26 protein-coding genes are annotated in these 24,751 nt (G+C 62.6%); 17 read left to right on the forward strand and 9 right to left on the reverse strand.

Annotated features, from left to right (window positions below):
• Nucleotides 1-138 precede the first annotated feature (138 nt).
• Complete coding sequence (locus NR164_RS18050; protein WP_046384414.1) at nt 139-723, forward strand: ACP phosphodiesterase; 585 nt, start codon at nt 139-141, stop codon at nt 721-723.
• 47 nt (nt 724-770) lie between these two features.
• Here NR164_RS18050 and NR164_RS18055 read toward each other — a convergent pair whose 3' ends face one another.
• The gene (locus NR164_RS18055; RefSeq protein ID WP_057004749.1) at nt 771-1,562 is read right to left on the reverse strand and encodes a 1-acyl-sn-glycerol-3-phosphate acyltransferase; all 792 of its coding nucleotides are present in this window, start codon (nt 1,560-1,562) and stop codon (nt 771-773) included.
• On the reverse strand, nt 1,562-2,317 hold the full coding sequence (olsB, locus tag NR164_RS18060) for an L-ornithine N(alpha)-acyltransferase (protein ID WP_017844841.1): 756 nt from the start codon (nt 2,315-2,317) through the stop codon (nt 1,562-1,564). Before olsB ends, NR164_RS18055 begins: the two co-directional genes overlap by 1 nt.
• A gap of 185 nt (nt 2,318-2,502) precedes the next feature.
• Between olsB and NR164_RS18065 the strand changes: the two genes are divergently transcribed.
• The 4 genes from NR164_RS18065 (at nt 2,503) to NR164_RS18080 (ending at nt 5,745) form a co-directional block, all read left to right on the forward strand.
• The gene (locus NR164_RS18065) at nt 2,503-3,585 is read left to right on the forward strand and encodes a serine hydrolase (protein ID WP_256823055.1); all 1,083 of its coding nucleotides are present in this window, start codon (nt 2,503-2,505) and stop codon (nt 3,583-3,585) included.
• On the forward strand, nt 3,582-3,896 hold the full coding sequence (locus tag NR164_RS18070) for a hypothetical protein (RefSeq protein ID WP_017844843.1): 315 nt from the start codon (nt 3,582-3,584) through the stop codon (nt 3,894-3,896). The genes NR164_RS18065 and NR164_RS18070 overlap by 4 nt, the downstream gene beginning before the upstream one ends.
• A 99-nt stretch (nt 3,897-3,995) precedes the next feature.
• Nucleotides 3,996-4,586: a YceI family protein gene (locus NR164_RS18075; protein WP_017844844.1), complete on the forward strand. Its 591-nt coding sequence runs from the start codon at nt 3,996-3,998 to the stop codon at nt 4,584-4,586.
• A 1-nt stretch (nt 4,587) separates the two neighbouring features.
• Nucleotides 4,588-5,745: a phosphatidylserine/phosphatidylglycerophosphate/cardiolipin synthase family protein gene (locus NR164_RS18080; protein ID WP_102618806.1), complete on the forward strand. Its 1,158-nt coding sequence runs from the start codon at nt 4,588-4,590 to the stop codon at nt 5,743-5,745.
• A gap of 199 nt (nt 5,746-5,944) precedes the next feature.
• Here the strand turns inward: NR164_RS18080 and bglX are convergent, their stop codons facing one another.
• Entirely contained in the window at nt 5,945-8,236 is a 2,292-nt protein-coding gene (bglX, locus tag NR164_RS18085; RefSeq protein WP_046384409.1) for a beta-glucosidase BglX, read from the reverse strand.
• A 241-nt stretch (nt 8,237-8,477) separates the two neighbouring features.
• On the opposite strand from bglX, the gene NR164_RS18090 reads away from it, so the two are divergent.
• From NR164_RS18090 to NR164_RS18105, 4 genes are all read left to right on the forward strand, one after another.
• Nucleotides 8,478-9,089, forward strand: a complete 612-nt coding sequence (locus NR164_RS18090; protein ID WP_046384408.1) for a LemA family protein — start codon at nt 8,478-8,480, stop codon at nt 9,087-9,089.
• 18 nt (nt 9,090-9,107) lie between these two features.
• Nucleotides 9,108-9,839, forward strand: coding sequence for a YgcG family protein (locus tag NR164_RS18095; RefSeq protein ID WP_079443018.1), 732 nt, complete (start codon nt 9,108-9,110; stop codon nt 9,837-9,839).
• Nucleotides 9,840-9,870: 31 nt separating this feature from the next.
• Nucleotides 9,871-10,488 carry a TPM domain-containing protein gene (locus tag NR164_RS18100; RefSeq protein WP_169864475.1) on the forward strand — a complete coding sequence of 206 codons (618 nt, stop codon included), beginning with the start codon at nt 9,871-9,873 and terminating at the stop codon, nt 10,486-10,488.
• A 221-nt stretch (nt 10,489-10,709) separates the two neighbouring features.
• Nucleotides 10,710-11,927 (forward strand): SAM-dependent methyltransferase, encoded by a 1,218-nt coding sequence (locus NR164_RS18105; protein ID WP_046384405.1) that lies wholly within the window; start codon nt 10,710-10,712, stop codon nt 11,925-11,927.
• A 102-nt stretch (nt 11,928-12,029) separates the two neighbouring features.
• On the opposite strand, the gene NR164_RS18110 is transcribed toward NR164_RS18105, so the two are convergent.
• A complete protein-coding gene (locus tag NR164_RS18110) occupies nt 12,030-12,929 on the reverse strand; it encodes a DMT family transporter (protein ID WP_256823056.1) in 900 nt (299 codons plus the stop codon).
• 187 nt (nt 12,930-13,116) lie between these two features.
• Here NR164_RS18110 and NR164_RS18115 point away from each other — a divergent pair, with 187 nt between their 5' ends.
• The gene (locus NR164_RS18115) at nt 13,117-13,698 is read left to right on the forward strand and encodes a DJ-1/PfpI family protein (protein WP_017844853.1); all 582 of its coding nucleotides are present in this window, start codon (nt 13,117-13,119) and stop codon (nt 13,696-13,698) included.
• A gap of 18 nt (nt 13,699-13,716) precedes the next feature.
• Nucleotides 13,717-14,016, forward strand: a complete 300-nt coding sequence (locus tag NR164_RS18120; protein ID WP_017844854.1) for a ribbon-helix-helix domain-containing protein — start codon at nt 13,717-13,719, stop codon at nt 14,014-14,016.
• Nucleotides 14,017-14,023: 7 nt separating this feature from the next.
• On the opposite strand, the gene NR164_RS18125 is transcribed toward NR164_RS18120, so the two are convergent.
• From NR164_RS18125 to NR164_RS18140, 4 genes are all read right to left on the reverse strand, one after another.
• A complete protein-coding gene (locus tag NR164_RS18125) occupies nt 14,024-16,582 on the reverse strand; it encodes a TonB-dependent receptor (RefSeq protein WP_026139776.1) in 2,559 nt (852 codons plus the stop codon).
• Between the two features lie 126 nt (nt 16,583-16,708).
• Nucleotides 16,709-17,677 carry a FecR domain-containing protein gene (locus NR164_RS18130; RefSeq protein ID WP_256823057.1) on the reverse strand — a complete coding sequence of 323 codons (969 nt, stop codon included), beginning with the start codon at nt 17,675-17,677 and terminating at the stop codon, nt 16,709-16,711.
• Nucleotides 17,674-18,213, reverse strand: coding sequence for an RNA polymerase sigma factor (locus tag NR164_RS18135; RefSeq protein ID WP_017844857.1), 540 nt, complete (start codon nt 18,211-18,213; stop codon nt 17,674-17,676). The genes NR164_RS18130 and NR164_RS18135 overlap by 4 nt, the downstream gene beginning before the upstream one ends.
• A gap of 110 nt (nt 18,214-18,323) precedes the next feature.
• Nucleotides 18,324-19,340 carry a DUF4917 family protein gene (locus NR164_RS18140; RefSeq protein ID WP_079443021.1) on the reverse strand — a complete coding sequence of 339 codons (1,017 nt, stop codon included), beginning with the start codon at nt 19,338-19,340 and terminating at the stop codon, nt 18,324-18,326.
• A 123-nt stretch (nt 19,341-19,463) separates the two neighbouring features.
• Between NR164_RS18140 and yiaY the strand changes: the two genes are divergently transcribed.
• Nucleotides 19,464-20,612, forward strand: coding sequence for an L-threonine dehydrogenase (gene yiaY / locus NR164_RS18145; RefSeq protein ID WP_017844859.1), 1,149 nt, complete (start codon nt 19,464-19,466; stop codon nt 20,610-20,612).
• Nucleotides 20,613-20,720: 108 nt separating this feature from the next.
• Complete coding sequence (locus NR164_RS18150) at nt 20,721-21,398, forward strand: NAD(P)H-binding protein (protein ID WP_256823058.1); 678 nt, start codon at nt 20,721-20,723, stop codon at nt 21,396-21,398.
• On the opposite strand, the gene NR164_RS18155 is transcribed toward NR164_RS18150, so the two are convergent.
• The gene (locus tag NR164_RS18155) at nt 21,399-21,887 is read right to left on the reverse strand and encodes a DMT family transporter (RefSeq protein ID WP_256823059.1); all 489 of its coding nucleotides are present in this window, start codon (nt 21,885-21,887) and stop codon (nt 21,399-21,401) included.
• Between the two features lie 68 nt (nt 21,888-21,955).
• Here NR164_RS18155 and NR164_RS18160 point away from each other — a divergent pair, with 68 nt between their 5' ends.
• From NR164_RS18160 to NR164_RS18175, 4 genes are all read left to right on the forward strand, one after another.
• Nucleotides 21,956-22,882, forward strand: coding sequence for a LysR family transcriptional regulator (locus NR164_RS18160; protein ID WP_256823060.1), 927 nt, complete (start codon nt 21,956-21,958; stop codon nt 22,880-22,882).
• Between the two features lie 13 nt (nt 22,883-22,895).
• On the forward strand, nt 22,896-23,306 hold the full coding sequence (gene fos, locus NR164_RS18165) for a fosfomycin resistance glutathione transferase (protein ID WP_256823061.1): 411 nt from the start codon (nt 22,896-22,898) through the stop codon (nt 23,304-23,306).
• Nucleotides 23,307-23,360: 54 nt separating this feature from the next.
• Entirely contained in the window at nt 23,361-24,002 is a 642-nt protein-coding gene (locus NR164_RS18170) for a LysE family translocator (RefSeq protein ID WP_046384396.1), read from the forward strand.
• Between the two features lie 116 nt (nt 24,003-24,118).
• On the forward strand, nt 24,119-24,646 hold the full coding sequence (locus tag NR164_RS18175; protein ID WP_017844866.1) for a DUF4142 domain-containing protein: 528 nt from the start codon (nt 24,119-24,121) through the stop codon (nt 24,644-24,646).
• Nucleotides 24,647-24,751: the final 105 nt, after the last annotated feature.

The following is a 24,751-nucleotide window of genomic DNA, read 5'->3' on the forward strand; positions in this document are numbered from 1 at the left end:
CGTAAAGCGTTATATCGCGATGAGGCGAACTTTAAATCGGTATATCCCGATATTCCAATATGATTTCGGTCTTAGGCCAGACTGAATCTGTATATCGGGTTATAACGATGCGTTGACGGCAGTGATAGACTGCACACCATGAATTATCTCGCACATCTGCACCTGGGCGGCCAACTTCCTGCGCAACTGCTGGGCAGCCTGTATGGCGACTTCGTCAAAGGCCGCCTGCAAGGCCAGTTCAGCCCGCCGATCGAAGCGGCCATCCAGTTGCATCGCTCAATCGACCGTTTCACCGACAGCCATCCGCAGGTCGGCGAAGCGTTGTCGCGCTTTAGCCTGACGCGCCGGCGTTATGCCGGGATCGTCCTCGATGTGTTTTTCGATCACTGCCTGGCGCGGGATTGGGCGCTGTATGCCGAGCAGCCCCTGGAACACTTCACCTCCCAGGTGTACCGCGTGCTGGCGGCCGAACCGCAGTTGCCGGGGCGGCTGGCGCAGATTGCGCCGTACATGGCGGCGGATGATTGGCTGGGCTCATACCGCGAGTTCGCGGTGATGGAGCCGGTATTGCGGGGGATCTCGCGGCGCCTGACGCAGCCTGAGGAACTGGGCCATGCGATGCAGGAATTGCGCACGTTATACGAACCGTTGAGTGAAGACTTCCGGCTGTTTTATCCAGAGTTGCAAAAATTTGCCCAAGCCCAGCTGACCACTGAGATCTAAATGTGGGAGGGGGCAAGCCCCCTCCCACATTGTTGACTGTGCTCGCTTCAGGCTGCGAATGCCGGCCGAACCGCAATCTGCTCTGCTTCCGGCAGCGGCCCGAACAACGCCTTCTGCACCGCCTGCTGCGCCTGGAACGCCAGCGCCGCGCGTTCCTGCCCGGCACAGGCAATCGGCGTGAGCACATGGATTTCCACATCGCCCTGGTCGTTGGCAAACAGGCGCATCAAGTGCGAGAGCAAATCGTCATCGCCAATGAACGGCGCCAGCGGGTCCACTTGCCCATCGCGCAGATACCGGATCGCCACCGGTTGCAGCGACACATCCGCCTCGATCGCACTGGCCAGCAGGCGCCCGTGAAAGGTACGCAGGCTGCGCCCGTCGGTGGTGGTGCCTTCGGGGAACATCAGCAGCGGGTGTTGCTGCTCCAGGTGACGGGTCATCTGTTTGCGGATCAGTTGGCTGTCGCCTGAACCGCGGCGAATAAACAGGCTACCGGCCTTCGCCGCCAACCAGCCGGCCACCGGCCAGGTGCGGACTTCGGCCTTGGACAAGAACGACATCGGCGTGACCATGCCCAGCAGCGGGATGTCGGTCCAGGACACGTGATTGCTCACCCACAGCATCGGTGTCTGCGGCAATTCACCGTGTACCGTCACGCGAAAGGGCAGGGCGTTGGTCAGCCGCGACATAAAGAACCGCGACCAACGCTGACGGCGCACCATCGAGTTGGCCACCCCCAGGCGCTCGAACACACCGAACACACTGGCCATGCTCAAGCCCAGCGCCACCACCAACAGTACCCGGGCGATCCGCGCGTACACGCGCACGCGGCCCATCACATGGCCGCCTTGAAGTGGCGCGCATAACGCGGGCACAGCTCATCGCGCTTGAGCAGAATGAACACGTCGGCCACCTGGAAATCTTCATCCCAGCACGGCTCGCCGCAGATCTTCGCGCCCAGGCGCATATACGCCTTGAGCAGCGGCGGCATTTCCGCGATGACGTTGGACGGCAGGTCCAGCGCCGGCAGCGGTTTTTTCGGCTCGGCGCGCAGGTGTTCGTTGCACAGGTAGCGTTCGCGCAGGCGCTGCATGATCGCGTGGGCCTGGATGCCGCCATCGTGCATCGGGATGCTCGCGCAACCCATCAGGTAGCTGTAGCAGCCCTCGTTGAGCACTTCGGCCAACTCGCCCCACAGCACTGCAATGGTGCCGCCGTTGCGGTAGGCCGGGTCGACGCAGGTGCGGCCGATTTCCAGGATCGGGCCCTGCAAGTGCAGCAGGCCATGCAGGCTGAATTCTTCTTCGCTGTAGAACCGGCCCAGGGTGCTGGCGGCCTGGTGATCGAGCAAACGGGTGGTGGCCACCAGTCGACCGCTGTTCAAATCCCGCACGCCGATGTGGCTGCAGTGAACATCATAGTCATCCATGTCCAGGCCCAGTTCCGCGCCTTTCAGCTTGGCGTTGAACTCGCCGCTGAACACGTTGAACCGCAGGGCCTGTGCTTCTTGCAAAGCCTGGGCGCCGATCAGGCGTTCGGCTTGCAGACGGCGTTCATTGCCGGTGTCGCTGATGCGGGCGATCTGAGTCATGGCGAATCTCCGAGTGCCAGCCACGTTCCGGCCGGTCGACTTGTTTGTCCAAACTCAGGCTATGTAGGCTCGGTGTCATCTCCATGAAGTTACGGTGACGCTTAGATGACAGGCACTTATGTCGCCAATCTGTCATCGGCCTCGGCTAGGCTCGCGGGCTTGAATGCCCCCTTGAGTTCGTGTCCATGGTCAGAGGCTTGTTGTGCGTTGCCCTGTTGTTAGCCACCGTCATCACCCGCGCCGAAACCTGGCCTGACAAAGACTGGGCCAAGGGCACGCCGATCGAAGGTCCCGCTGTCGATGCCCTGAATGCCTACGCGTTTCCCCGGCGTGACGACGCCACGCGCCAAGGCATCCGCACCGACGCGCTGCTGGTGATCCGCGATGGCGAAGTCATCTACGAGCGCTACGCCATGCCCACCACCGCGAGCACGCCGCACCTGACCTGGTCGGTCAGCAAAAGCCTGATGGCCACCGTGCTGGGCGTGGCCTACGGCGAAAGCCGCTTCAAACTGAGCGACCCCGCCGCACGTTTCTACCCGCCGATGAAACAGCATCCAAGCGTGACGATGGCCGACTTGCTGCACTGGGCCTCGGGCCTCGATTGGCAGGAAGATTACGAATATGCCCCGCTGAAATCCTCGGTCGTTGCGATGCTCTACACCCGCGGCCGCGCCGACATGGCGGAGTTCGTCGCCGGCATGCACACCGCCCGCGCGCCGGGCGAGGCCTTCCGTTATTCCAGCGGCGACAGCAACCTGCTCTCCGCCGCGCTCAAGGGCATGCTCGGCCACAAGGCCTACATGAGTTACCCGTGGGATGCGCTGTTCAAGCCGCTGGGCATTCACAACGCCACTTGGGAAACCGATGCCGATGAAACCTTCGTCGCCTCGTCCTACGCCTACCTCACCGCCCGCGACCTGGCGCGCGTCGGCCTGCTGATGGCGCGCGACGGTCGCTGGCGGGAGCAACAGTTGGTGCCGAAAGCCTGGGTCGATTTCAATCGGCAACCGTTCGATCACTACAAGGCCGGCCAGGACGAAGCCATGCCCGGCGGCCATTGGTGGCTCAACCGCGCCGTGCAGGGCGCCCCAAGACCCTGGCCCGACGCCCCCGCCGACACCTTTGCCGCCCTCGGCCACTGGGGCCAGGCGCTGTACGTCATGCCCGACGAACACCTGGTGATCGTGCGCTACGGCGATGACCGCGACGACAGCTACCGCCACAACGAACTGCTCAAACGCGTGCTGGCGGCGGTGCAGCCATGATCCGTCGTCGGCCGTTTACCAGTCTTTTCCTGCTGCTGTTGCTCGCCGTGCTGGGCTGGGGCTGGCACGAGCGCGTCAACCTGCAAGCTTTCCCCGACATCATCGCGGCGTATACGGCCAAGGAGTACTGCTCGTGCCGGTATGTGCAGAATAATCCCGCCGAGTATTGCCGGGGGTATGTGAAGCAGTACGTGCCGATCAGTGCGTTCACCGATGACCCGGAGCGCAGTGAAGTCAGCGCCAGTGGATTGGGGCGTACCCATACGGCCAGATGGTTGGGCGAACATCAGGGCTGCCGCCTCAACCCCTGACACGTCATCTCCGAGGTGGGGGCGGCTTTGTCAGCTACATTGCGCCCGGCAGGCGGCACAGTTAAGGTTCGTTCAGGTTTTCCGCCCCACGAGTCTTTAATGTTCAACGCGTCTGTCATCAAACCCCTGGCCTTCGCCCTGCTGGCCGCCGCCGCCGTGCCTGCCCACGCGGACTGGTACCTGGACAACGAGTCCTCGCGGCTGTCGTTCGTCACCACCAAAAACACCGAGATTGCCGAGGTGCAGCGCTTCCTGGTGCTGCACGGCAAGGTCGACCGCAATGGTGCGGCGCAGGTGGAAGTGGAGTTGGAGTCGGTCAACAGCGGCATCCCGCTGCGCGATGAGCGCATGCGCAATCAACTGTTCGAGATCAAGACCTTCCCCGAAGCGCTGATCAGCACGCAGATCAACCTGCAACCGATCAACGACCTGGCCCCCGGCGCGCAGTTGGAGTTGCGCCTGCCATTGAGCGTCACGCTGCATGGCAAGACCCACACCTACAACGCCGAGCTGCTGGCCACGCGCCTGGATGATCGGCGTTTCCAGGTGGTGACCCTGGAACCGCTGGTGTTGCGCGCCGAGGATTTTGAGCTGGTGCCGGGTGTGACGGCGTTGCGCAACGCGGCTGGGCTGGCGTCGATCAGTTTGGCGGTGCCGGTGGGTGCGGTACTGATCTTTACGGCGCGCTGACATGAGCGGCGCAGTGTTCCCGTGGCGCAGCGCCAACCGTTTCGAGTTGTTGATCGACGGGCCGAGTTTTTTCCCGCAAATGCTGGTGGACATTGCCCGGGCAGAGCATCAGGTGGATCTGGAGTTATACCTGGTGGAAGCCGGCGCCTGCGCCGAAGTCTTGGTGCAGGCGCTGGCGCAGGCGGCTGAGCGGGGCGTGCGGGTGCGCTGCCTGTTCGATGATTACGGCAGCCTGGCGTTCGCCCTCAGGTTGCGTAAGCGCCTGACCGACGCCGGTGTGGAACTGCGCTTTTACAATCGCCTGGAATGGCGGCGCTGGATGGGCAACCTGTACCGCGACCACCGCAAATTATTGCTGGTCGATCAAGGCATCGCCGTGGTCGGCGGCACCGGCGTCACCGATGAGTTCTGGACACCGGGGCAGGACAGCGCCGACTGGCATGAAGTGATGGTGCAGATCGACGGCCCGCTGGTGCTCGACTGGCAAGCGCTGTTCGACCGGCAATGGTTGGCCAACGACGACCGCCGCGCCTGGAAACCGGCCACCCATTTCGGCTTGCCGCACTTGCCCAAAGTACCGCCGACCGGGTCTGGTCTCGGCCGTGTGGCCTATGCCGACGCGCGCCAGCACCGCGATATTCTGCACTCGCTGATCCGCGCGCTGAGCAGCGGCCACCGGCGCATCTGGTTGGCGACCCCGTATTTCCTGCCCACCTGGGGCGTGCGTCGGGCCTTGCGCCGGGCGGCGGGGCGCGGCGTGGATGTGCGCTTGCTGCTGACCGGCCCGCGTACCGATCACCCGTCCGTGCGCTACGCCGGGCACCGTTATTACCCGCGTTTGCTGCGCTCGGGTGTGCAGATCTTTGAATACCAGCCGTGCTTCCTGCACCTGAAGATGGTCTTGGTGGACGATTGGGTCAGCATCGGCTCGTGCAACTTCGACCACTGGAATTTGCGCTTCAACCTGGAAGCCAACCTCGAAGCGTTGGACCCTGCGCTGACGCTGGCCGTGGCCGGCAGTTTCGAACGGGATTTTGCCCAGAGCCAGGCGGTGAGCCTGGAGGCATGGAAGTCGCGGCCGTTGTGGCGGCGGGTGAAGCAGCGGGTGTGGGGGTGGATCGATCGGTTGGTGGTGAACCTGCTCAACCGACGCGGCTGACGCGCCCAACTCACCCAACGCGCTCAACTCGCTTAATTCGCTCAACGCGCTCAACGCGCTTAATTCGCTTAATTCACTTAACTGTAGGAGCGAGCTTGCTCGCGAAAAACCTGAGAACAACGCATTCATTCAGCATGAGCGCGTCATCGTTAACGGTCTTCGCGAGCAAGCTCGCTCCTACAGAGGGCGGGGGGGGGCGTTAGAGCAGCTCGAAGGTCTGCTGCTGCACATCCTGGGAGTCCAAGCCGATCTGCACATTGAACTCACCCGGTTCCGCCGCGAACTTGAGCTGGCTGTTGTAGAACTTCAAATCCTCTTCGGTAATGGTGAAGTGCAACGTGCGCTCTTCGCCGGCCTTGAGCATGACTTTCTGGAAGTTCTTCAGCTCCTTGATCGGGCGGATCATCGAGCCGGCCACGTCCTGGATATACAGCTGCACCACGGTTTCGCCGTCGACCTTGCCGGTGTTTTTCACGGTGACGCTGGCGTCGAGCTTACCGCTCTTGTTCAGGGTGGTGGACGACAGCGCCATGTCCGACAGGCTGAACGTGGTGTAGCTCAAGCCATAGCCGAACGGGAACAGCGGCCCGGTGGTGTCATCGAAGTACTGCGAGGTGTAGTTGCCCGGCTTGCCTGGGGTAAACGGCCGGCCGATGGTCAGGTGGTTGTAGTAGGTCGGAATCTGCCCCACCGAACGTGGGAACGTGATCGGCAGCTTACCCGACGGGTTGTAGTCACCGAACAGCACGTCGGCGATGGCGTTGCCGCCCTCGGTGCCGGCGAACCAGGTTTCCAGGATCGCGTCGGCTTGCTGGTTTTCTTCGAGAATCGACAGCGGACGGCCGTTCATCAGCACCAGCACCAGTGGCTTGCCGGTGGCTTTGAGGGCCTTGATCAGGTCGCGCTGGCTTTGTGGGATGTTCAGGTCGGTGCGGCTGGAGGATTCGTGGGACATGCCGCGGGACTCGCCCACCGCGGCGACCACCACATCGGCATCCTTGGCGGCCTTGACCGCTTCGTCGATCATCACCTGGGCCGGGCGGGTGTCATCCACCACTTCCGGGGCATCGAAGTTGAGGAAGTTGAGGTAGTCGACCACGGCCTTGTCGTTGGTGATGTTGGCGCCACGGGCATAGATGATCTTGCCCTTTTCACCGATCACCGCGTTGAGGCCGTCGAGCAAGGTCACCGATTGTGCCGGCTTACCGGCGGCGGCCCAGCTGCCCATCATGTCGATGGGAGCCTTGGCCAATGGGCCGACCAGGGCGATGGTCGCGGATTTTTTCAGCGGCAGGGTGTCGTTCTGGTTCTTCAGCAGGACCATGCTGCGGCGTGCTATGTCTCGTGCATCGGCGCGGTGCAGACGGCTTTCGGCGTTGGTGTCGGCCGGGTCGTCCTCGGCCTTGCCGATGCGCAGGTACGGGTCTTTGAACAGGCCCATGTCGTACTTGGCGCCGAGCACTTCACGCACGGCGTTGTCGATGTCGCTCTGCTCGATCTCGCCGGACTTGAGCAGCCCCGGCAATTCCTTGCCATACAGCGAGTCGTTCATGCTCATGTCGATGCCGGCCTTGATCGCCAGCTTGGCGGCTTCACGCCCGTCCTTGGCCACGCCGTGCTTGATCAGCTCGAAGATCGCGCCGTGGTCGCTGACGGCCAGGCCCTTGAAGCCCCAGTCCTTGCGCAGCAGGTCGTTCATCAGCCAGGTGTTGGCGGTGGCGGGCACGCCGTTGATCGAGTTGAGCGCGACCATCACACCGCCGGCACCGGCCTTGATCGCCGCGTGGTAGGGCGGCAGGTAGTCCTGGTACATCTTGACCGGGCTCATGTCGACCACGTTGTAGTCGCGACCGCCTTCCACCGCACCGTACAGGGCGAAGTGCTTGACGCTGGCCATGATGCTGTCGGCATTCGCCGCGCTGCTGCCCTGGAAGGCCTTGACCATCACTTCGGCGATGCGCGACACCAGGTAGGTGTCTTCACCGAAGCCTTCGGAGGTGCGGCCCCAGCGCGGGTCGCGGGAGATGTCGACCATCGGCGCAAAGGTGATGTCGAGGCTGTCGGCCGCGGCTTCCTGGGCGGCAATGCGCCCGGAGCGGCCGATGGCGTTCATGTCCCAGCTGGACGCCAGGGCCAGGCTGATCGGGAAAATCGTGCGGTGGCCGTGGATCACGTCGTAGGCGAAGAACATCGGGATCTTCAACCGGCTGCGCATGGCCGCGTCCTGCATCGGACGGTTTTCCGGGCGGGTGATGGAGTTGAAGGTGCCACCGATGCGGCCGGCGGCGATTTCCTTGCGGATCAGCTCGCGGGGCATTTCCGGGCCGATGCTGATCAGGCGCAATTGGCCGATCTTTTCATCGAGGGTCATCTGCTTGAGCAGGTCGCTGACGAAGGCGTCCTTGTCTTTAAGCGCAGCAGGCTTTGTTTCTGCCCAGACGGGGTGGGTGGCCAGAGTGGCAACAAGGCCGAGCAAACACAGCTTCTTCATGAATATCCTTTTTCGGCGCACTGCACAGCGGTTAGGCTGATCGGCCAAAATGTGGGGAGCGTCTATTGTTGTTCGGGTGTCGTTCAGAAAAATGCAGCACACTCTGAACTCTTTATCGCGCTGGGCATCTTTTTAGCTGATTGGCTCGATGCATTCCAGTAGTGGGGGCGGATTATGCCCCATGTGCGCGGTTTATAGGGCGAGTCGTCAAATTCCATCAAGGTTGGGCAGGAGAAACACCATGCAAGCAGCACAAGGTTACCGCTGGGGCTTGAAGGCCGCGGCTTTGCTATTGATCAGCACAGTGCTGAGCGGTTGCGGCATCAACACCATTCCGACCCTGGATGAACAGGCCAAGGCGGCCTGGGGCCAGGTGCAGAACCAGTATCAACGGCGTGCCGACCTGATCCCCAACCTGGTGGAAGTGGTCAAGGGTTACGCAACCCATGAACAAGACACCCTCACCGCAGTGATTGAAGCGCGGGCCAAGGCCACGTCGATCCAGGTCGACGCCAGCACCCTCGACAACCCGGAAAAACTCAAGCAGTTCCAGCAAGCCCAGGACGGTTTGAGCAGTGCGCTCAGCCGCTTGATGGTGGTGTCCGAGCGCTACCCGGACCTGAAGGCCAACCAGAACTTCCTGGCCCTGCAGTCGCAACTGGAAGGCACGGAAAACCGTATCGCCGTGGCGCGTCGCGACTTTATCCAGGCGGTGCAGGCATACAACACCGAGATCCGCACGTTCCCGGGGCGTCTGTGGCACAGCGTGATGTACAGCGATTTGCCGATCCGCGCTACGTTTGAAGCCACCAGTGCCGATGCCGATAAAGCGCCGCAAGTGAAGTTCAAATAAAGCTGCACTGAGGTGTCGATGCGTTTATTACGGATAGGCCTGGCGCTGTGGCTGTTGGCCTGCGCGGGCGTGGCCCAGGCGGCGTTGACCTTCCCGGCGTTGACCGGGCGGGTGGTGGACACTGCGCAGATGATCGACCCGGCGGTGCGCGAGCAGTTGACCCAGCAATTGCAGGCGCTGGAGCAAAGCCGTGGCGACCAGATCGTGGTGGTCACCGTGCCTGACCTGCAGGGCGTGCCGATTGAAGACTACGGTTATCAGTTGGGGCGCCAGTGGGGCATCGGCCAGAAGGGCAAGGACAACGGTGCGCTGTTGATCGTCGCCCGCGATGAGCGCAAATTGCGCATCGAAGTCGGTTATGGCCTGGAAGGCACGCTGACCGATGCGCAGTCGTGGGTGATCATCAATCAGGTGATTGCGCCCAAGTTCAAGGCCGGCAAGTTCAGCCAGGGCATCAGCGACGGCGTCGCCGCGATGATCCAGGTGGTGGGCGGCGAGCCGCTGGCGGTGCCGGCCCATGTGGCGGATGCCAACTTCGCCAAGGATAATCCGGGGTTTTCCATCGGCTTGTTCGTCCTGCTGATCGGCGTGTTGTGGCTGTGCAATCGCCTGGGCCTGCCCGTGTGGGCGATCCTGTTGGCGATTCTCAGCAGCAGTGGCCGTGGCGGTGGGGGAGGCGGCGGCGGTGGCGGTGGTTTTCGCGGCGGCGGTGGCGGTTTCGGCGGTGGCGGGGCTTCGGGCGGCTGGTGATGACAATAACTAAAAACGAGCGTTTACAACCATGGCACTACTGACTGAACACGAACAACGCCAGGTCGCCGAAGCGATCGCCCGGGTCGAGCGACAGACCGACGCCGAGCTGGTGACCGTGCTGGCCGCGCGTGCCGACGATTACGCCTACATCCCGTTGCTGTGGGCCAGCCTGATCGCGTTGGTGGTGCCGGGGGTGGTGCATTACTTCTCGGGCTACCTGAGCATGTACACCTTGTTGTTGGCGCAGTGGGCGACATTCATCGTGCTGTGCCTGGTGTTTCGCCTGCCCAAGGTCACCACGCGGCTGATCCCCCGCTCGGTACGCCACTGGCGCGCGTCGAACCTGGCGCGGCGTCAGTTCCTCGAGCAGAACCTGCACCACACGGTGGGCGGCACCGGGGTGTTGATTTTTGTCAGCGAGGCCGAGCGCTATGTGGAGATCCTGGTGGATAACGGGATTTCCAAACGCCTGGATGACAGCAGTTGGGATGGTATCGTCAAGGCGTTTACCCAGCAGGTGAAACAGGGCCAGACATTGGCCGGGTTCATTGCCTGCATCGAAGCCAGCGGAGAGTTGCTCAAGGTGCATGTGCCGCTGACGCACGCGCGCAATGAATTGCCCAATCGCCTGATCGTGCTCGAATAACCCAACAAGTGCCGAACCCAATGTGGGAGGGGGCTTGCCCCCGATAGCGGTGCATCAGCTGCAGATGAGCTGACTGACACACTGCCATCGGGGGCAAGCCCCCTCCCACATTTGGATCTGCGGTGGGGCCCCCAATCTTACCGTTGATCAAATAACCCCGTGCCCTCAGCCCCCATCCCCCCTAAAATGCCCGGCATTCCCAGCCCGAGGCGTTTTTGTTCATGTCCGTCACCGCTCAACCTGCCCGCCCTGCGCCGGATCATCACGCCCAGTTCATCGAACTGCTCAGCGCAAGCCTTGCGCACAACGCCTTTATCAAACTGGTGCTGGCCAAGTACGTCGGTGAGGAAGCCGAGCTGCAACGGCTGATCATCAAGGCGGTGACGGTCAAGGAGCAGCCCTGCCTGTCCTTCGTCTACCGCTACAAAACCCGCGACATCACCAAGAACCTCCCGGTGGCCGACGGTGTGGCGGCGATTGCCGAGTTGTTGCCGACCTCGTTCAAGAACGCACACTTGCTCGCGCTGACCGACGAAGCCCAGCTGGAATACAGCAAGAAGAACAAAAGCTCGCTGTTCAAAAGCAAGCCGCAGCAATTGCGTGAGGCGCCGTCGGCCGAGCACAACCGCGAGAAGAACCGCTTCCTCGACCTGAGCCGGCCGTTCCTCGCCGACCTGGGCGTGACCGACGCCAAGCACGCGCTGATCCCGTCGATGTCGCGCAAGTGGAAGCAGATCAACAAGTTCATCGAAGTGTTCAGCCATGCGCTGATCGCGTCCCCGCTGAGGCTGGACCAACCGGTGCGCGTCGCTGATTTCGGCTCGGGCAAGGGCTACCTGACTTTCGCCATCCACGACTACCTGCGCAACACCCTCAATGTCGAGGCCGAGGTCACCGGTGTTGAACTGCGCGAAGACATGGTCAGCTTGTGCAACGCCGCCGCCGCCCGCCTCGAACACCCGGGGCTGGTGTTCACCTGCGGCGACGTGCGCAGCGTCGCGCCCAGCGAGCTGGACGTGATGATCGCCCTGCATGCCTGCGACATCGCCACCGATTATGCGATCCACACCGGTATCCGTTCCGGCGCGTCGATCATCATGTGCTCGCCGTGCTGCCACAAACAGATCCGCCTGCAGATCCAGAGCCCGGTGCTGTTGAAGCCGATGCTGCAATACGGTTTGCACCTGGGCCAGCAGGCGGAAATGGTCACCGACAGCCTGCGCGCCTTGTTCCTGGAGGCTTGCGGTTATGAGACCAAGGTGTTCGAGTTCATCTCCTTGGAACACACCAACAAGAACAAGATGATCCTTGCGGTGAAACGCGCCGAACCGGTGGACAACGCGCAGCTACTGGACAAGATTCAGGCGCTCAAGGAGTTCTATCACATCACCGAGCACTGCCTGGAAACCCTGTTGCGCACCGACGGTTACCTCGGCTGAACACGAAGCCAATGTGGGAGGGGGCTTGCTCCCGATAGCAGAGGGTCAGTCAGCACATTTGTTGCTGATAGACCCCTATCGGGGGCAAGCCCCCTCCCACCGTTAAATCGCATTGGCCTTTGTAATTGGCGCGGGCTGCACCGCGGTCTTGCGCCCCAGCATCACCGTCACGATCACCCCGCAGGCGAACAGCCAGGTGATCGGCTCGATGTGTTCACCAAAGAACACCGCTGAAAACGCGATGGTGAAGAAGATCTGCAACAGCTGAATCTGGCTGACCCGCGCAATGCCGCCCATGGCCAACCCGGCGTACCACGCAAAGAACCCCAGGAACTGCGAGAACAGCGACACATAACCGAACGCCCACCAGGTGCCCATGGAAATCGCGCCTTGATGCTGCACCGCCAGGTAAGCCACCGGGCCGATCAACAGCGGCGTCGACAGCACCAGCGCCCAGCAGATCACCTGCCAGCCGCCCATCTCCTTGGCCAAGCGCCCACCTTCGGCATAACCCAGGCCGCCCACGGCAATCGCGCCGAGCATCAACAGATCCCCCGCTTGAATACTGCCGGCACCGCTGATCAACGCATAACTCAGCACCAGCGCGCTACCCAAGGCGGCGCAGGCCCAGAAGGCTTTTGACGGCCGTTCGTGGGACAGCCACGCGGCGTACAGCGCCACGCACAGCGGTTGCAGGCTATTGACCAGCGCGCCGTGGGACGCTGGCAGCGTCTGCATGGCCCACGCCGACAACACCGGAAAGCCCAAGATCACCCCGGCAATCACCAGGCACAGGCCGCGCACCTGGCGCCAGCTCGGCCAGCGCTCGCGGCGCCACAGCAACAGCGCCGCCGCCGGGATCGCAGCGAACAACGCACGGCCCAGACCGTTGAGCAGCGGGTGGATTTCCTGCACCACGATACGCGTGAAGGGCAGGGTCAGGCTGAAGATGATGACGCCCAGCAGGCCGAGGGCCATGCCGGTGTTTTCGCGCGAGTTCATGGCGGGAACCGGAATCGAGTGGTCGGAAGTGGACGATCATCTAGCCACAACCTCCGCGAATCGGGGGTCTACAGCTGGGTGCGGATTGATCCGTACAGTTGTAGTAGCGGGGGATTACCCGGCCCGTCGGCACGCGCCTATCTTGACTACTCTTGTCTGCCCAACCGTTGAACTGGAGGAATGCCCCATGGCTGCGAAAAAGATCCTGATGCTGGTCGGCGATTATGTCGAAGACTATGAAGTGATGGTGCCCTTCCAGGCGCTGCTGATGGTCGGTCATATCGTCCACGCGGTGTGCCCCGACAAGTCGGCCGGCGAGACCGTGCGAACCGCGATCCATGACTTTGAAGGCGATCAGACCTATAGCGAAAAGCCCGGTCACCTGTTCGCCCTGAATGCGGATTTCGCCCAGGTCGAAGCCGCCGACTACGATGCGCTGCTGGTGCCCGGTGGTCGTGCGCCGGAATACCTGCGCCTGAATGAAAAAGTCTTGCGACTGGTGCGCGCCTTCGATCAAGCCGGCAAGCCGATTGCTGCGGTGTGCCATGGCGCGCAACTGCTGGCGGCGGCCGGTATCCTCGCCGGTCGCGAGTGCAGTGCCTACCCGGCCTGTGCCCCGGAAGTGCGCCTGGCCGGCGGTTCGTTCATCGATATTCCAGTGACCCACAGCCACGTTCAAGGCAATCTGGTCACGGCGCCGGCCTGGCCGGCGCACCCAAGCTGGCTGGCCGGGTTCCTCGGCCTGCTGGGCACGACAATCACCTTGTAAGCAACGGAGGTCATCGCCATGTGCGAGCTGTACGTCAAGGCCGACCCGATTCTCTATGAGTCTCGCTCGCGCTCCCTGCGCATCTGCGGCGTCGTCACTACCGTGCGCCTGGAGAACCAGTTCTGGGACATCCTCAGCGAAATCGCCAGCGTGGATGGCATGACCACCAATCAACTGATCACCAAGCTGTACGAGGAAGTCATGGACTACCGCGGCGAGGTGGTCAACTTTGCCTCGTTTCTGCGCGTCAGCTGTACCCGCTACTTGAGCAAGCAACGCACACCGACGGCCGAGTTGAGCCTGGTGCGCAACCGCTAGGCCGCTGTCAGAAGAACCGTGTCACGCTGATCTTCGCGTCGCGCCCCTTGGTGTAGGCACGGTCGCCGCTCAGCGCCGGACGGAAGTTGTTGTTGAACAGGTTGTCCACGGTGAAGTTCACCACGGTGCCTTTCAGGTAAGCCTGTTGCGGCGCCCATTTGGCGAACAGGCCCTGGGTGTTGTAGCGCTTGTTACCGTACTGGTCGTAGAACAAGTCGCCGACGCCGGAGCCGGGGCCGCCGGAGTATTTATCGCTGGGCAGGCGATCGGTCGCGCCGATGAATTGCCCCATCCATCCCACCTGGGCATCCCAGGCCGGGATGTGGGTGCCCATGACCAGCACCCATTTGGTCGGCGGAATGTCGCGGGCCGACACATCCGGGCCCCATGGGTTGGTGTAGGCGCCTTCGTGCTTGCCGGTGGCGTAGGCGAACGACACCGAGCCGAACAGGTAGGTGGAGTTATAGAACGATTCCAGCTCGAACCCCTTGATGGTCAGGCCGCCGATGTTGCGGTAATTGGACCTCGGCCCCGGCGGGCACGCGGTGGCGATGGTGCCGCCGTTGATAGCCTGGTTCTGGCAGCCCACGCCCGTGGCCTTGAAGATTTCGTCTTCGACTTTGTTGTGGAACAGGGTGGTGCGCAGTTGCAGGTTATCGTCCTGGGCGATCAGGTTGTCGAAGCGGGTGATGTTGCCCACGGTGATCGAGGTGATGCGCTCGGGGTCGAGGTCGACGCTGGTGGCGGTGCGGCTGCCCAGGCCCTGCACTTCGTACTGTTCGTCGATCACCGGGGCGCGCCAGGTCTGGCTCCAGTTGGCGAACAGGGCGACGTTCGGGGTGACGGTCCAGAACAGCGCCAGGCGCGGCGACCAGCCGGTGTAGGTGCGATCGCTGTAGTCGTGGCCGACGGCCGGGTCGGGGTTGCTGTAGTACGGCGCATCGTTGGCCTCGCCGCGGTTGCGCACATGGTCGTAGCGCAGCGATGGCGTGACGGTCACGTCGCCCAGGGTCAGCGCATCCTGGATGAAGAAGCTGTTGGTATCCACCTTGCCATGGGGCATGAAGCTCGGCTGGAAATGCCCATAGTTGTAGCGCGGCGTGTTGTAGGTGGCGCCGGGCATCCACATCTCGGTTTCGCGGGTGTGCTTACGGATTTGCCCGCCGACTGTCAGCGCGTGTTGCAACGGCCCGGTGTCGAACAGGCTGACGTTGCGGATGTCGAGATGTTTGTCGGTGTAGGCGGTGTCCATCTTGCGCCCGCCGGTGGCCAACTGGAAAAACGCGGTGGCGTCGCGCTCGTCGGTCTGCTGGGTGTCGGACTGTGAATATTTGACGGTCAGGTCCACCAGCGGGTTGTCCAGGGGCTGGTATTCATACTTGCCCGACCAAGTGGTGTCGAGCGTGTCGCGGTTGGCCAGGAAACGTTTCAACGCGCCTTCGTAGCCGTAGCGGTCGATGTTGGCCTGGGTCGGTGGCGTCGGGTAGCTCGCGGCGGAAAACGGCGTCCACCGGTTGCTGCGGGCGCTCGAGTAAGACAGGCCGACACTGTGCTCATCGGTGAAGTGCGCGTTGACCTTGAACAGCTTGCCGTCCACGTCCTGGGCGGTGTTGGGCAGGCGCTGGGGGTTGATCGGGTACTGGTTGTTCTCGTTGGGCAACTTGGCGGCCACCTTCATGTCGCCGCCGTCGCGCTGGGTCAGGTAGGCCAGGGCGTCGAACCGGCCATCGTCGGTGCGGCCATACACGGCGCTGCTGTAGACCTGTTCGTGGTCGTTGCTGGAATAACCGTACTTGAGCATCGCGCCGCTGTTGCGGCCGTCCTTGAGCAGGTCCGGGGCATCCTTGGTGGTCATGTTCACCGTGCCGCCAAAGCCGCCGTTGCCGCTGAACGGTGAGTTGGGGCCTTTCTCCACTTCGATGCTCTTGATCAGCTCGGGCTCGATGAACACCGTGCCTTGCTGGTAGCGCTCGAAGCCGCTCTTGGTGGCGCCGTCGACGGTCAACGGGACGTCTTCGGCGTCACCGAAACCGCGGATGTTGATGGTCTGGCCGCCGGGTTTGAGCGAACCGCCCTGGCTGATCCCAGGCAACGTCTGCAGCAGGCTGGGGATGTTGTTGGCCTGGTAGCGGTCGATGTCCGCCTGGCTCAGGGTCGAGCGGCCGACGGTGCTGGAGTCGACTTGATTGCCGGTGCCGATCACGCTCAAGGCGTCCAGTTGGATCGCGCCGCTGCTGGTGGTCTTGCCCTCATCGGGGCGCACGACGTAGGTGCTGCCGACCTTGATCAGGGTGAACGCGCCATTGTTCAACAGGGTACGAATCGCCACTTCCGCGGTGAAGTCACCGTCGAGCGCCGGCGCCTGGACGTTCTTGAGCTGCTTTTCATCGAACAGCAGCTGGATTTTCGCCTGTTGCGCGACCTGGCTCAGGGACGTGGCCAACGCCTGGGCGGGCAGTTGCAGCGTGAACGACTGCGCATGGGCGCTGAGGCTGAAGGCCAGGCATGTCGCCATTAGGCTCGGTCGAAAAAGCAGGTGCGAAGCGTGGCAAGGCGCGCGAAACATGAAATCCCCCGGGGTGGCCAAACAGCCAAAAAGGTGTGCGGATCGAACACAATCAGGAGGAAGACGGGGCTGAGGAAAAAAACCACACATGCGAATGAAAAATATTCTCATGTGTCTGCTTCGAGGCTATTTTCGGGGTTCGATCCGGACAATGCCATCGGCCGAGGTCACGGTTTTCACCGGCAACAAGGCGGGCAGGGCGTTGAGCAAGGCATCCGGGTCATGCACATCCAGGTTGCCTGACACCTTCAGGTGCGCCACGGCGTTACTCACCTGCAGCGGGGGTTGGGGACGGTACAAACTCAACTCATCGATCAGGCTGGCCAGCTCGCGATTGCGGAACGACAAATGCCCGCTGCGCCAGTCGGCAACCTCCTCGGCGGTGAGGGTTTGTTGTTGCACGGTGCCCTTGGCGTAGTCGAAGGTGGCGCGTTGCTGGGCGCCGAGCAACGCGACCGGTTTGGTCGCATCCGGCGCGAACGCCACCTGGCCGTGGGCAACACTCACCACCAGTTGTTGCTGGCCACGTCGCACATCGAAAGCGGTGCCCACCACGCGCACCGTCGCTTCGCCGGCTTGCACGTACAGCGGCCGTTCCTTGTCGGCCACCACTTCGATATACAGCTGGCCCTTGTCCAGGTGAACGATGCGTTGGTGGGCGCTGAAGTCCACGCGCAGGCGGGTGTTGGCATTCACGTAGAGGCGGCTGCCATCGGGCAGGTTCAGGGTACGCATGCCCTTGGCGTGGGCTGCGACCTGGGTGTGATACAACTCGCGCGGCGCGCCGAGGGGCGTGGTCAGTACCGCGCAGAGCAGGGCGGCCGCCACGGCCAGGGCCGGGCGCCAGATCACGGCGGTGCGCTTGGGCAGCGCCACGGGCGTGTTCAGTTGCTGCAACTGGGCGAGGTCGGCCCACAGTTGTTCGAATTCGGCATAGGCTTGGGCATGGGCCGGCACCGCCTGCCAGGCGGCGAAGGCCTTGCGGTCGGCGCGTGCGGTGGCGTTGCGGTTGCGTGCAAACCAGCTGGCGGCTTGGGCATCGACGGCGTCGCTCGTTTCGATGTCCGGGGCGTCGATGTCGCTCAGGCGGTTCATGCTGGCTGCTCCGTGCCGGGGTCAGGTTGAAGGCGTCGCTTGCAATGCAGCAGGGCAAAAGCGATGTGCTTTTCCACCATGCTGGTCGAAATACCCATGCGCTCGGCGATCTGCGCCTGGCTCAAGCCTTCGAAGCGATGCAGCATAAGGGCTTCTCGCCTGCGCGGCGAGAGTTCGGCGAGGACTTCTTTCAACTGTTCCAGGCGTTGCAAGCGAAGCGCGGCGGCCATCGGCGGGTTGTGCTCGTCAATGACCGGCTCGGCATCCCTTTCAACCTGATCGGCGTGGACGGCCTGCCGTACCTTCTGTTTGCGCCAGTGATCGCGCAACAGGTTGCGCGCCATCTGGAACAGAAACGCCCGTGGCTGCTCGACCTTGGCCCGGTCGCGGTAGTCCAGCCATTGGGTGAAGACATCCTGGGTCATGTCCGCCGCGTCGCTGGCGTTGTCCGTGCGCTTGCGCAGGAAATACAGAATGTCTGCATAAAACCCGCGAAAGGCATCGTCCGACAGCGGGTCGGATTTGGGACGCGACATGGATATCCTTCTTGGCGAAGCACGACGTAGAAAAGTCGTGAATGATATCGAGAATTATTGTCGTTTGTCTCCAGGCAAATACACTGACCCTGCGCAAGCGGCTCAGGACCTCAGCGTTCGACCGGCACCGACAGCGCCGGATGCCCCAGCGCATGGCTGCGCGCGGCAAAGAATCTCAACGCCACGCCGCTGCCATCGAACAACTGCGAATACCGCCGCTTCTGCTGGCGGATAAACCCATCGCTGCGCCCCGATACCGCGATCGCCAGGGTCGTCACCCGGGCCTGGCGAATCGCATCCACCAAGTGTTTATCCTGCGCTCCCAGGTCGTGGCCGAAGATGCACAGCGCCCCTTCATGGCCGAGTAACTGCTCGTAGCAGAACGACAGATAATCCGAGCTGCGGATGGTCTTGAGCTTCTCTTCCACCTTGCCCTCGCTGACAAACAACGGCACATCGTCCAGGGTCTTGATCGTGTTGTTGATCGCAAAACTGCTGAGCAGGGTGCTGTCGGTGGTCGGCAATTTGCGTGCGGTGCCGTCGAGGTTGCGCACCAGGTGCAGGCCGCCGTGCAGGTAAAGGATGCGCGTGGCGTCGGTGCGGGTGTCGCGCAGGTCGAAGCTGGCGTCGGCGCTGCGGAACAGGTCGTCGATGCCGGGGGCGTGCAGGATCGCCCAGTAGTTGAGCAAGTCGTAGTTGCTGGTGAATACCGTGGAGTAGCTGGCCAGTTCCGCGTTGATCGTCGCCAATGTCGACGGCTGCACCAGGCGCCACGGGATGTGTACGGCGTGGATGGTGTTGATCAATGCTTCCTTGATCGCATAGTAGCGATTGCGCGGCGCCGCCGAACTGACCGCCAGGGCTTTGTTGACCCGGCTGGTGGTCTTCAGCGCGCTCAGGGCCTGCTCGAAACTGCGGGTCTGCAGGGCGTCGAACACGCTCAGCTCGGATTGGCTCAAGGGTTTTTCTTCAACGGTGCGTGCGTTTTCGAACAGCGAGTCGTAGGCAAAGTCTTCCCAAATCGCTCGGCTGGCGCCGTTGCCGATCAGAATTCCACTGAAGTCGATGGCGCTGCGCAGTGCGCTCCAGTCTTCAAGGTGGGCGTCAATATCCTGAAAATCCTTCATCGCGGCGGGTCTACTCGAAATCGGCGGGTCGGTGACTTTATCACGAGCGAGGGTTGATCCTGATCAAGGTGGGCCCTGTGATGAACGTTGATGCTGTCGGCATAACGCCTCTGAGGATTCGCCATGAGCAGTACCTTCTTCATCCCCGCCGTTAACATCATGGGCACTGACTGCCTTGACGACGCGATGGTCGCCATTCGCAACTACGGTTTTCGCAAGGCCCTGATCGTTACCGACGCCGGCCTGGCGAAGGCGGGCGTGGCCAGCATGATCGCCGAGAAACTGGCGATGCAGGACATCGATTCGGTGATCTACGACGGCGCCAAGCCCAACCCCAATGTGGACAACGTCGAGAAAGGCCTCGCGCTGTTGCAGCAGAGCGCCTGTGATTTCGTGGTGTCCCTGGGCGGCGGCTCGCCCCATGACTGCGCCAAGGGCATCGCACTGTGCGCGACCAATGGCGGGCATATCGGCGACTACGAAGGCGTCGATCAATCGAGCAAGCCGCAACTGCCGCTGGTGGCCATCAACACCACCGCCGGCACCGCCAGCGAGATGACCCGTTTCTGCATCATCACCGACGAAACCCGTCACGTGAAAATGGCCATCGTCGACCGCAACGTCACGCCGCTGTTGTCGGTCAACGACCCGTCGCTGATGGTCGGCATGCCCAAGGGCCTCACCGCCGCCACCGGCATGGACGCCCTGACCCACGCCATCGAAGCCTACGTATCCACCGCCGCCACGCCGATCACCGACGCCTGCGCGATCAAGGCCATCGAACTGATCAGCGCCAACCTGCGCCTAGCGGTACGCGACGGCACCGACAAGGCCGCGCGGGAAAACATGGCCTATGCGCAGTTCCTCGCCGGCATGGCGTTCAACAACGCCTCCCTGGGTTTCGTGCATGCCATGGCCCACCAACTGGGCGGCCTGTACGACTTGCCCCACGGCGTGTGCAACGCGGTATTGCTGCCCCATGTGCAGAGTTTCAACGCCAGCGTCAGTGCCAAGCGTTTGAGCGACGTCGGCCGTGCGCTGGGTGCGGACATCAACGGCAATTCGCCGGAAGAGGGCGCCCAAGCCGCCATCGCCGCCATCCGTACCCTGTCCCAGGACGTCGACATCCCCGCCGGCCTGCGCGAACTGGGCGCCAAGTTGCAGGACATTCCGCTGCTGGCCACCAACGCGTTGAAAGACGCCTGCGGCCTGACCAACCCACGCCGAGCTGATCAGCGTCAGATTGAGGAGATTTTCCGCAGCGCGTTCTGACGGGGTGGTCGCACGCTGCAAGCATTCAGCTACAAGCTGTTAAGGTGTGAATCCTGCACCGTATTCAACTTGAGCATGAAGCTTGCGGCTTGCCGCTGAGGTCCCCTTATGAGAGTTCTGTTATTCGGTGCCACTGGCGTGATCGGTCAAGGCGTTCTGCGCGAGTGCCTGCTGGCCGCCGACGTGCAGGAAGTCGTCGCCGTCGGCCGCACGCCGTTGACCCTGGAGCACGCCAAACTGCATCAGGTGCTGCACGCGGACATGTTGGATTTGCAGGCTCTGGAGAACTTGCTGCAAGGTTTCGATGCCTGCTTCTTTTGCCTCGGTGTTTCATCGGCAGGGATGAATGAAACCCGCTACACCCATCTTACCTATGATCTGACCCTGGTCGCTGCCAGCACCCTGGCGCGGCTCAATCCGCAAATGACGTTTATCTATGTGTCCGGCGCCGGCACCGACAGTTCCGAAACGAGCCAGTCGATGTGGGCGCGGGTCAAGGGCAAGACCGAAAATGCCTTGCTGCGCCTGCCGTTCAAGGCGGTGTATGTGTTCCGGCCAGGGCTGATTCAGCCGTTGCACGACGTGCGTTCGAAGACGCCGTTGTACGCGTTGTTCTATACGGTACTCGGGCCGTTGCTCTCGTTGGTGCGTCGGATAAAGCCAGGTTGGGTGGTCAGCACCGAGACCGTTGGCCGTGCGATGTTGGCGGCGGTGCGTCACGGCGCACCACAGCCGGTGGTGGAGCAAGCCGAGATCCATCGGCTGGCCTCTCTGAACAACCGCTGATCAGCTCGCCGTCGCGAGTGCGCGGGCGGGGGTGGCGCTGAACTGAATCAATGCGACGCCACCGATCAACAGCAACGCGCCCAGTACCCGGGGCGTTGTCAGCGGGCGTTCCACCAGGCCGAACAGGCCGAAGTGATCGAGCAGCAGCGAGGCGAGAAGTTGCCCGGCCATGGCCAGCGCGATAAAGCCCGATGCGCCCAGCTTGGGCAGCAACATCAACGCCAACGAGATAAAGCACACGCCAAATGCACCGCCGGCCCACATCCACAGCGGCGCCTTGCCGATAAACGCCAGGCTCGGCAACGGCAGGCGCAAGGCGATGATCACTGGCAGCAGCACGATGATGCTCACCAGCAACGACGCCAGCGTTGCCCACAACGGGTGACCGAGCCCGCGCCCGAGGTTGGCATTGATCGCGCTTTGAAACGGCACCACCGCCCCGGCGATCATCGCCAAAAGCAATAAACCTGCCCACTGCAACGTCGTCATGTTGAATCTCCCAGAGGTTTTGCTGGACTCTAGGCTATTCGTCGCGCAAATTTAAATTCCAAGTTTTTATGCAGGGCATGCAGCTGATGAATGATCTGCGCCGCATCGATCTCAACCTGTTGGTGATCCTCGACGCCTTGCTCAGCGAGCAGCACGTCACCCGCGCCGCTGCACGTTTGCACCTGAGCCAGCCGGCGGTCAGCCACGCCTTGGCGCGCCTGCGCGACATGCTTGGTGATCCGCTGCTGGTGCGTCACGGCGGCAGGTTGCTGCCGACTGCCCGCGCGCTGGAGTTGGCGATACCGTTGGCGCAGGCCTTGGCCCAGGTGCAGGCGCTGCTGGCGCCGAATCGCTTTGATCCGGCCTCGGCCACGCGCAAGTTTCGCGTGGCGATGTCGGACTACAGCGCGGCGATTTTTCTGCCGGGGGTGGTGCGAACCTTGCGCCGTGAAGCGCCCGGCATCGATCTGCAGATCATCCAGGCCAGCCGCGAAGGCATGGTGGATGGCGTGCTCAGCGGCGATATCGACCTGGCTGCCGGGGTCTTCCCTGACATGCCTGCTGAATTGCGTACTACGCCGTTATTCGAAGAGCATTACACCTGCCTGGTCGACCGCGCCAGCCTGCCACCCAGCGGCACGCTCGACCTGCCCACCTACCTGTCGCGGCCCCATGTGCTCTTGGAAATGCGCGGCAGCGGCACCCCGGAAATCGAGCGGGCACTGAGTGTGATCCGTGAGCGGCGGCATGTGGCGATCAGCCTGCCGCATTGGGGCGTGGCGCCGCAGTTGATCGAGGGCACGGACCTGATCCTGACCGTCTCGTCGAGGGGCGTGCTCAACATCGACCGTGAGCAACTGTCGACGGTGCCGCCGCCGTTTCATATTCCGTCGTTCGCCTTTGAGCTGGCGTGGCATGTGCGGCGGGGTGGGGATTCGGGGTTGCAGTGGTTGAAGGCGCAGGTGCAGGGTGTATTGTCCGAAGGTTGCCACTAACAGGAACGACCCCATGCTCACCGGCCTCAACCACTTGACCCTGGCAGTCACCGATCTGCCGCGCAGCGTCAGCTTCTACCATGACCTGCTGCAACTTCGCCTCGACGCCACCTGGGACAACGGCGCCTACCTGTCATTGCCCGGCTTGTGGCTGTGCCTGTGCCTCGACCCACTGCGCCCGTCGGTGCCGGCGGCTGAATACACCCACTTTGCCTTCACGGTAGGCGCGAGCAACTTCGCCGCGCTGGTGCAACGCCTGCGAGCCGCCGGCGTAGCAGAGTGGCGCGACAACCGCAGCGAGGGCGCTTCGTTCTATTTTCTCGACCCCGATGGCCACAAGCTCGAAGCCCATGTCGGTGATCTGGCCTCGCGCCTGCAAGCCTGTCGCGCCAAGCTTTATGCCGGCATGCAGTTTTACCCGTAGCGCGGGAACGTGCAGAATCCTTCCACCTCTCAACCGTCAGTCAGAGTCACGCCCATGACCCCATCCTTGCTGCTCGCCGTCCTCGCTTCGGGTTTTATCTACGGTATTACGCCTGGCCCGGGGGTGTTGGCCGTGTTCGGTATCGGCGCGGCCCGGGGGCGTCGCGCCGGGGCCGGTTTTCTGTGCGGGCATTTGCTCGGCGATGTGCTGTGGTGCAGCACCGCGCTGATTGCGATCGTGGGGGCGCGGGAAGTCGGCAGCACTGCGTTCGATGTGCTGGGCGTGCTCAGTGGCGCGTACTTGTTCTGGCTGGGCTGGCGCGCGATCCGTACCCAGCGCCGCAGTAGCGAGGCACCCCAGGGCGCGGCGCGGCATCCGTTCTGGCACGGCATCCTGTTCGGCCTGACCAACCCCAAGGCCTATCCGGTGGCCGTCGCCACGTTTACCGCCTTGCTGTCCAGCCGTGCCGAGTTGCTGACCTGGGCGATGCTGCCATCGTTGATCTTGCTGAGCTTTATTGGCGGGCTGTTGGCCTACGCGATTCTGATCGGCGTGGTGGGCGCACAGCGGGTACGCACGGTGTATCAGCGTCACGAAATCCTCATCACCAAGCTCTGTGGGGTGATGTTCATCGGCTTCGCCATCAATGCGCTGGCCCACGCGTTGCCGGGCCTGTTCGGCAGTAAACCGGCGTGAGGCGGCGACCGTTCGTCGCACTGGCAAGTTTTTTCTAAACCTTTGCGGCGGTTAAAATTCGAATTCAGAGCGGGGCGTATGTTCTCGCACCTATTTTTGCCCTGGAGGAACCCATCATGAGCCGCATGGCTATCCGGTTACGCACCGCCAGTTTCGCGATGCTGCTGGGCCTCGGCGCCAGCAATGCTTTCGCCCAGTCGCCGGCTGAATTCATCGAGCAGGCTTCGGCCAAAGGCATGGCCGATATCGAAACCAGCCGCATGGCCCACGCCAAGACCTCGTCCCAGGAAATCAAGGACTACACCATCGAGGTGATCAACGAGCGCACCCTGGCCAACCAGCATCTGGCGGCCATCGCCAAGAAGCTCGACCTGCCCGTGGCGCCGCGCGAGAAGATCGTCGACAAAGCCGAAACCCTCATGCCCGAGCTCAAGGACGGTGATTCCTTCGATGCTGCCTACACCGCGCAACAGGTCAAGGAAAACGAAGACGCCATCGCGCTGTTCAAGCAGGAAGGTGCCGCGTCGGATGTCCCGGAAATAAAAGCGCTGGTGGATGAGACGCTGCCCAAGCTGGAAGAGCGTCTGCAAAAGGCCCGCGCCCTGGCATCTACCTACGGTAAAGGCCGTCAAGGCGACGGTTGAGGCTTGCACTCGATATGCAAAACGGCGGTTGGCGCCCATCCAACCGCCGTTTAATGAGATGGTCACCCCCAACACCCTGTGAGGGCTACGCTTTCACGGGGTGTT

This window comes from Pseudomonas sp. Pse79 (genome assembly GCF_024519615.1).
GTDB lineage: Bacteria > Pseudomonadota > Gammaproteobacteria > Pseudomonadales > Pseudomonadaceae > Aquipseudomonas > Aquipseudomonas veronii.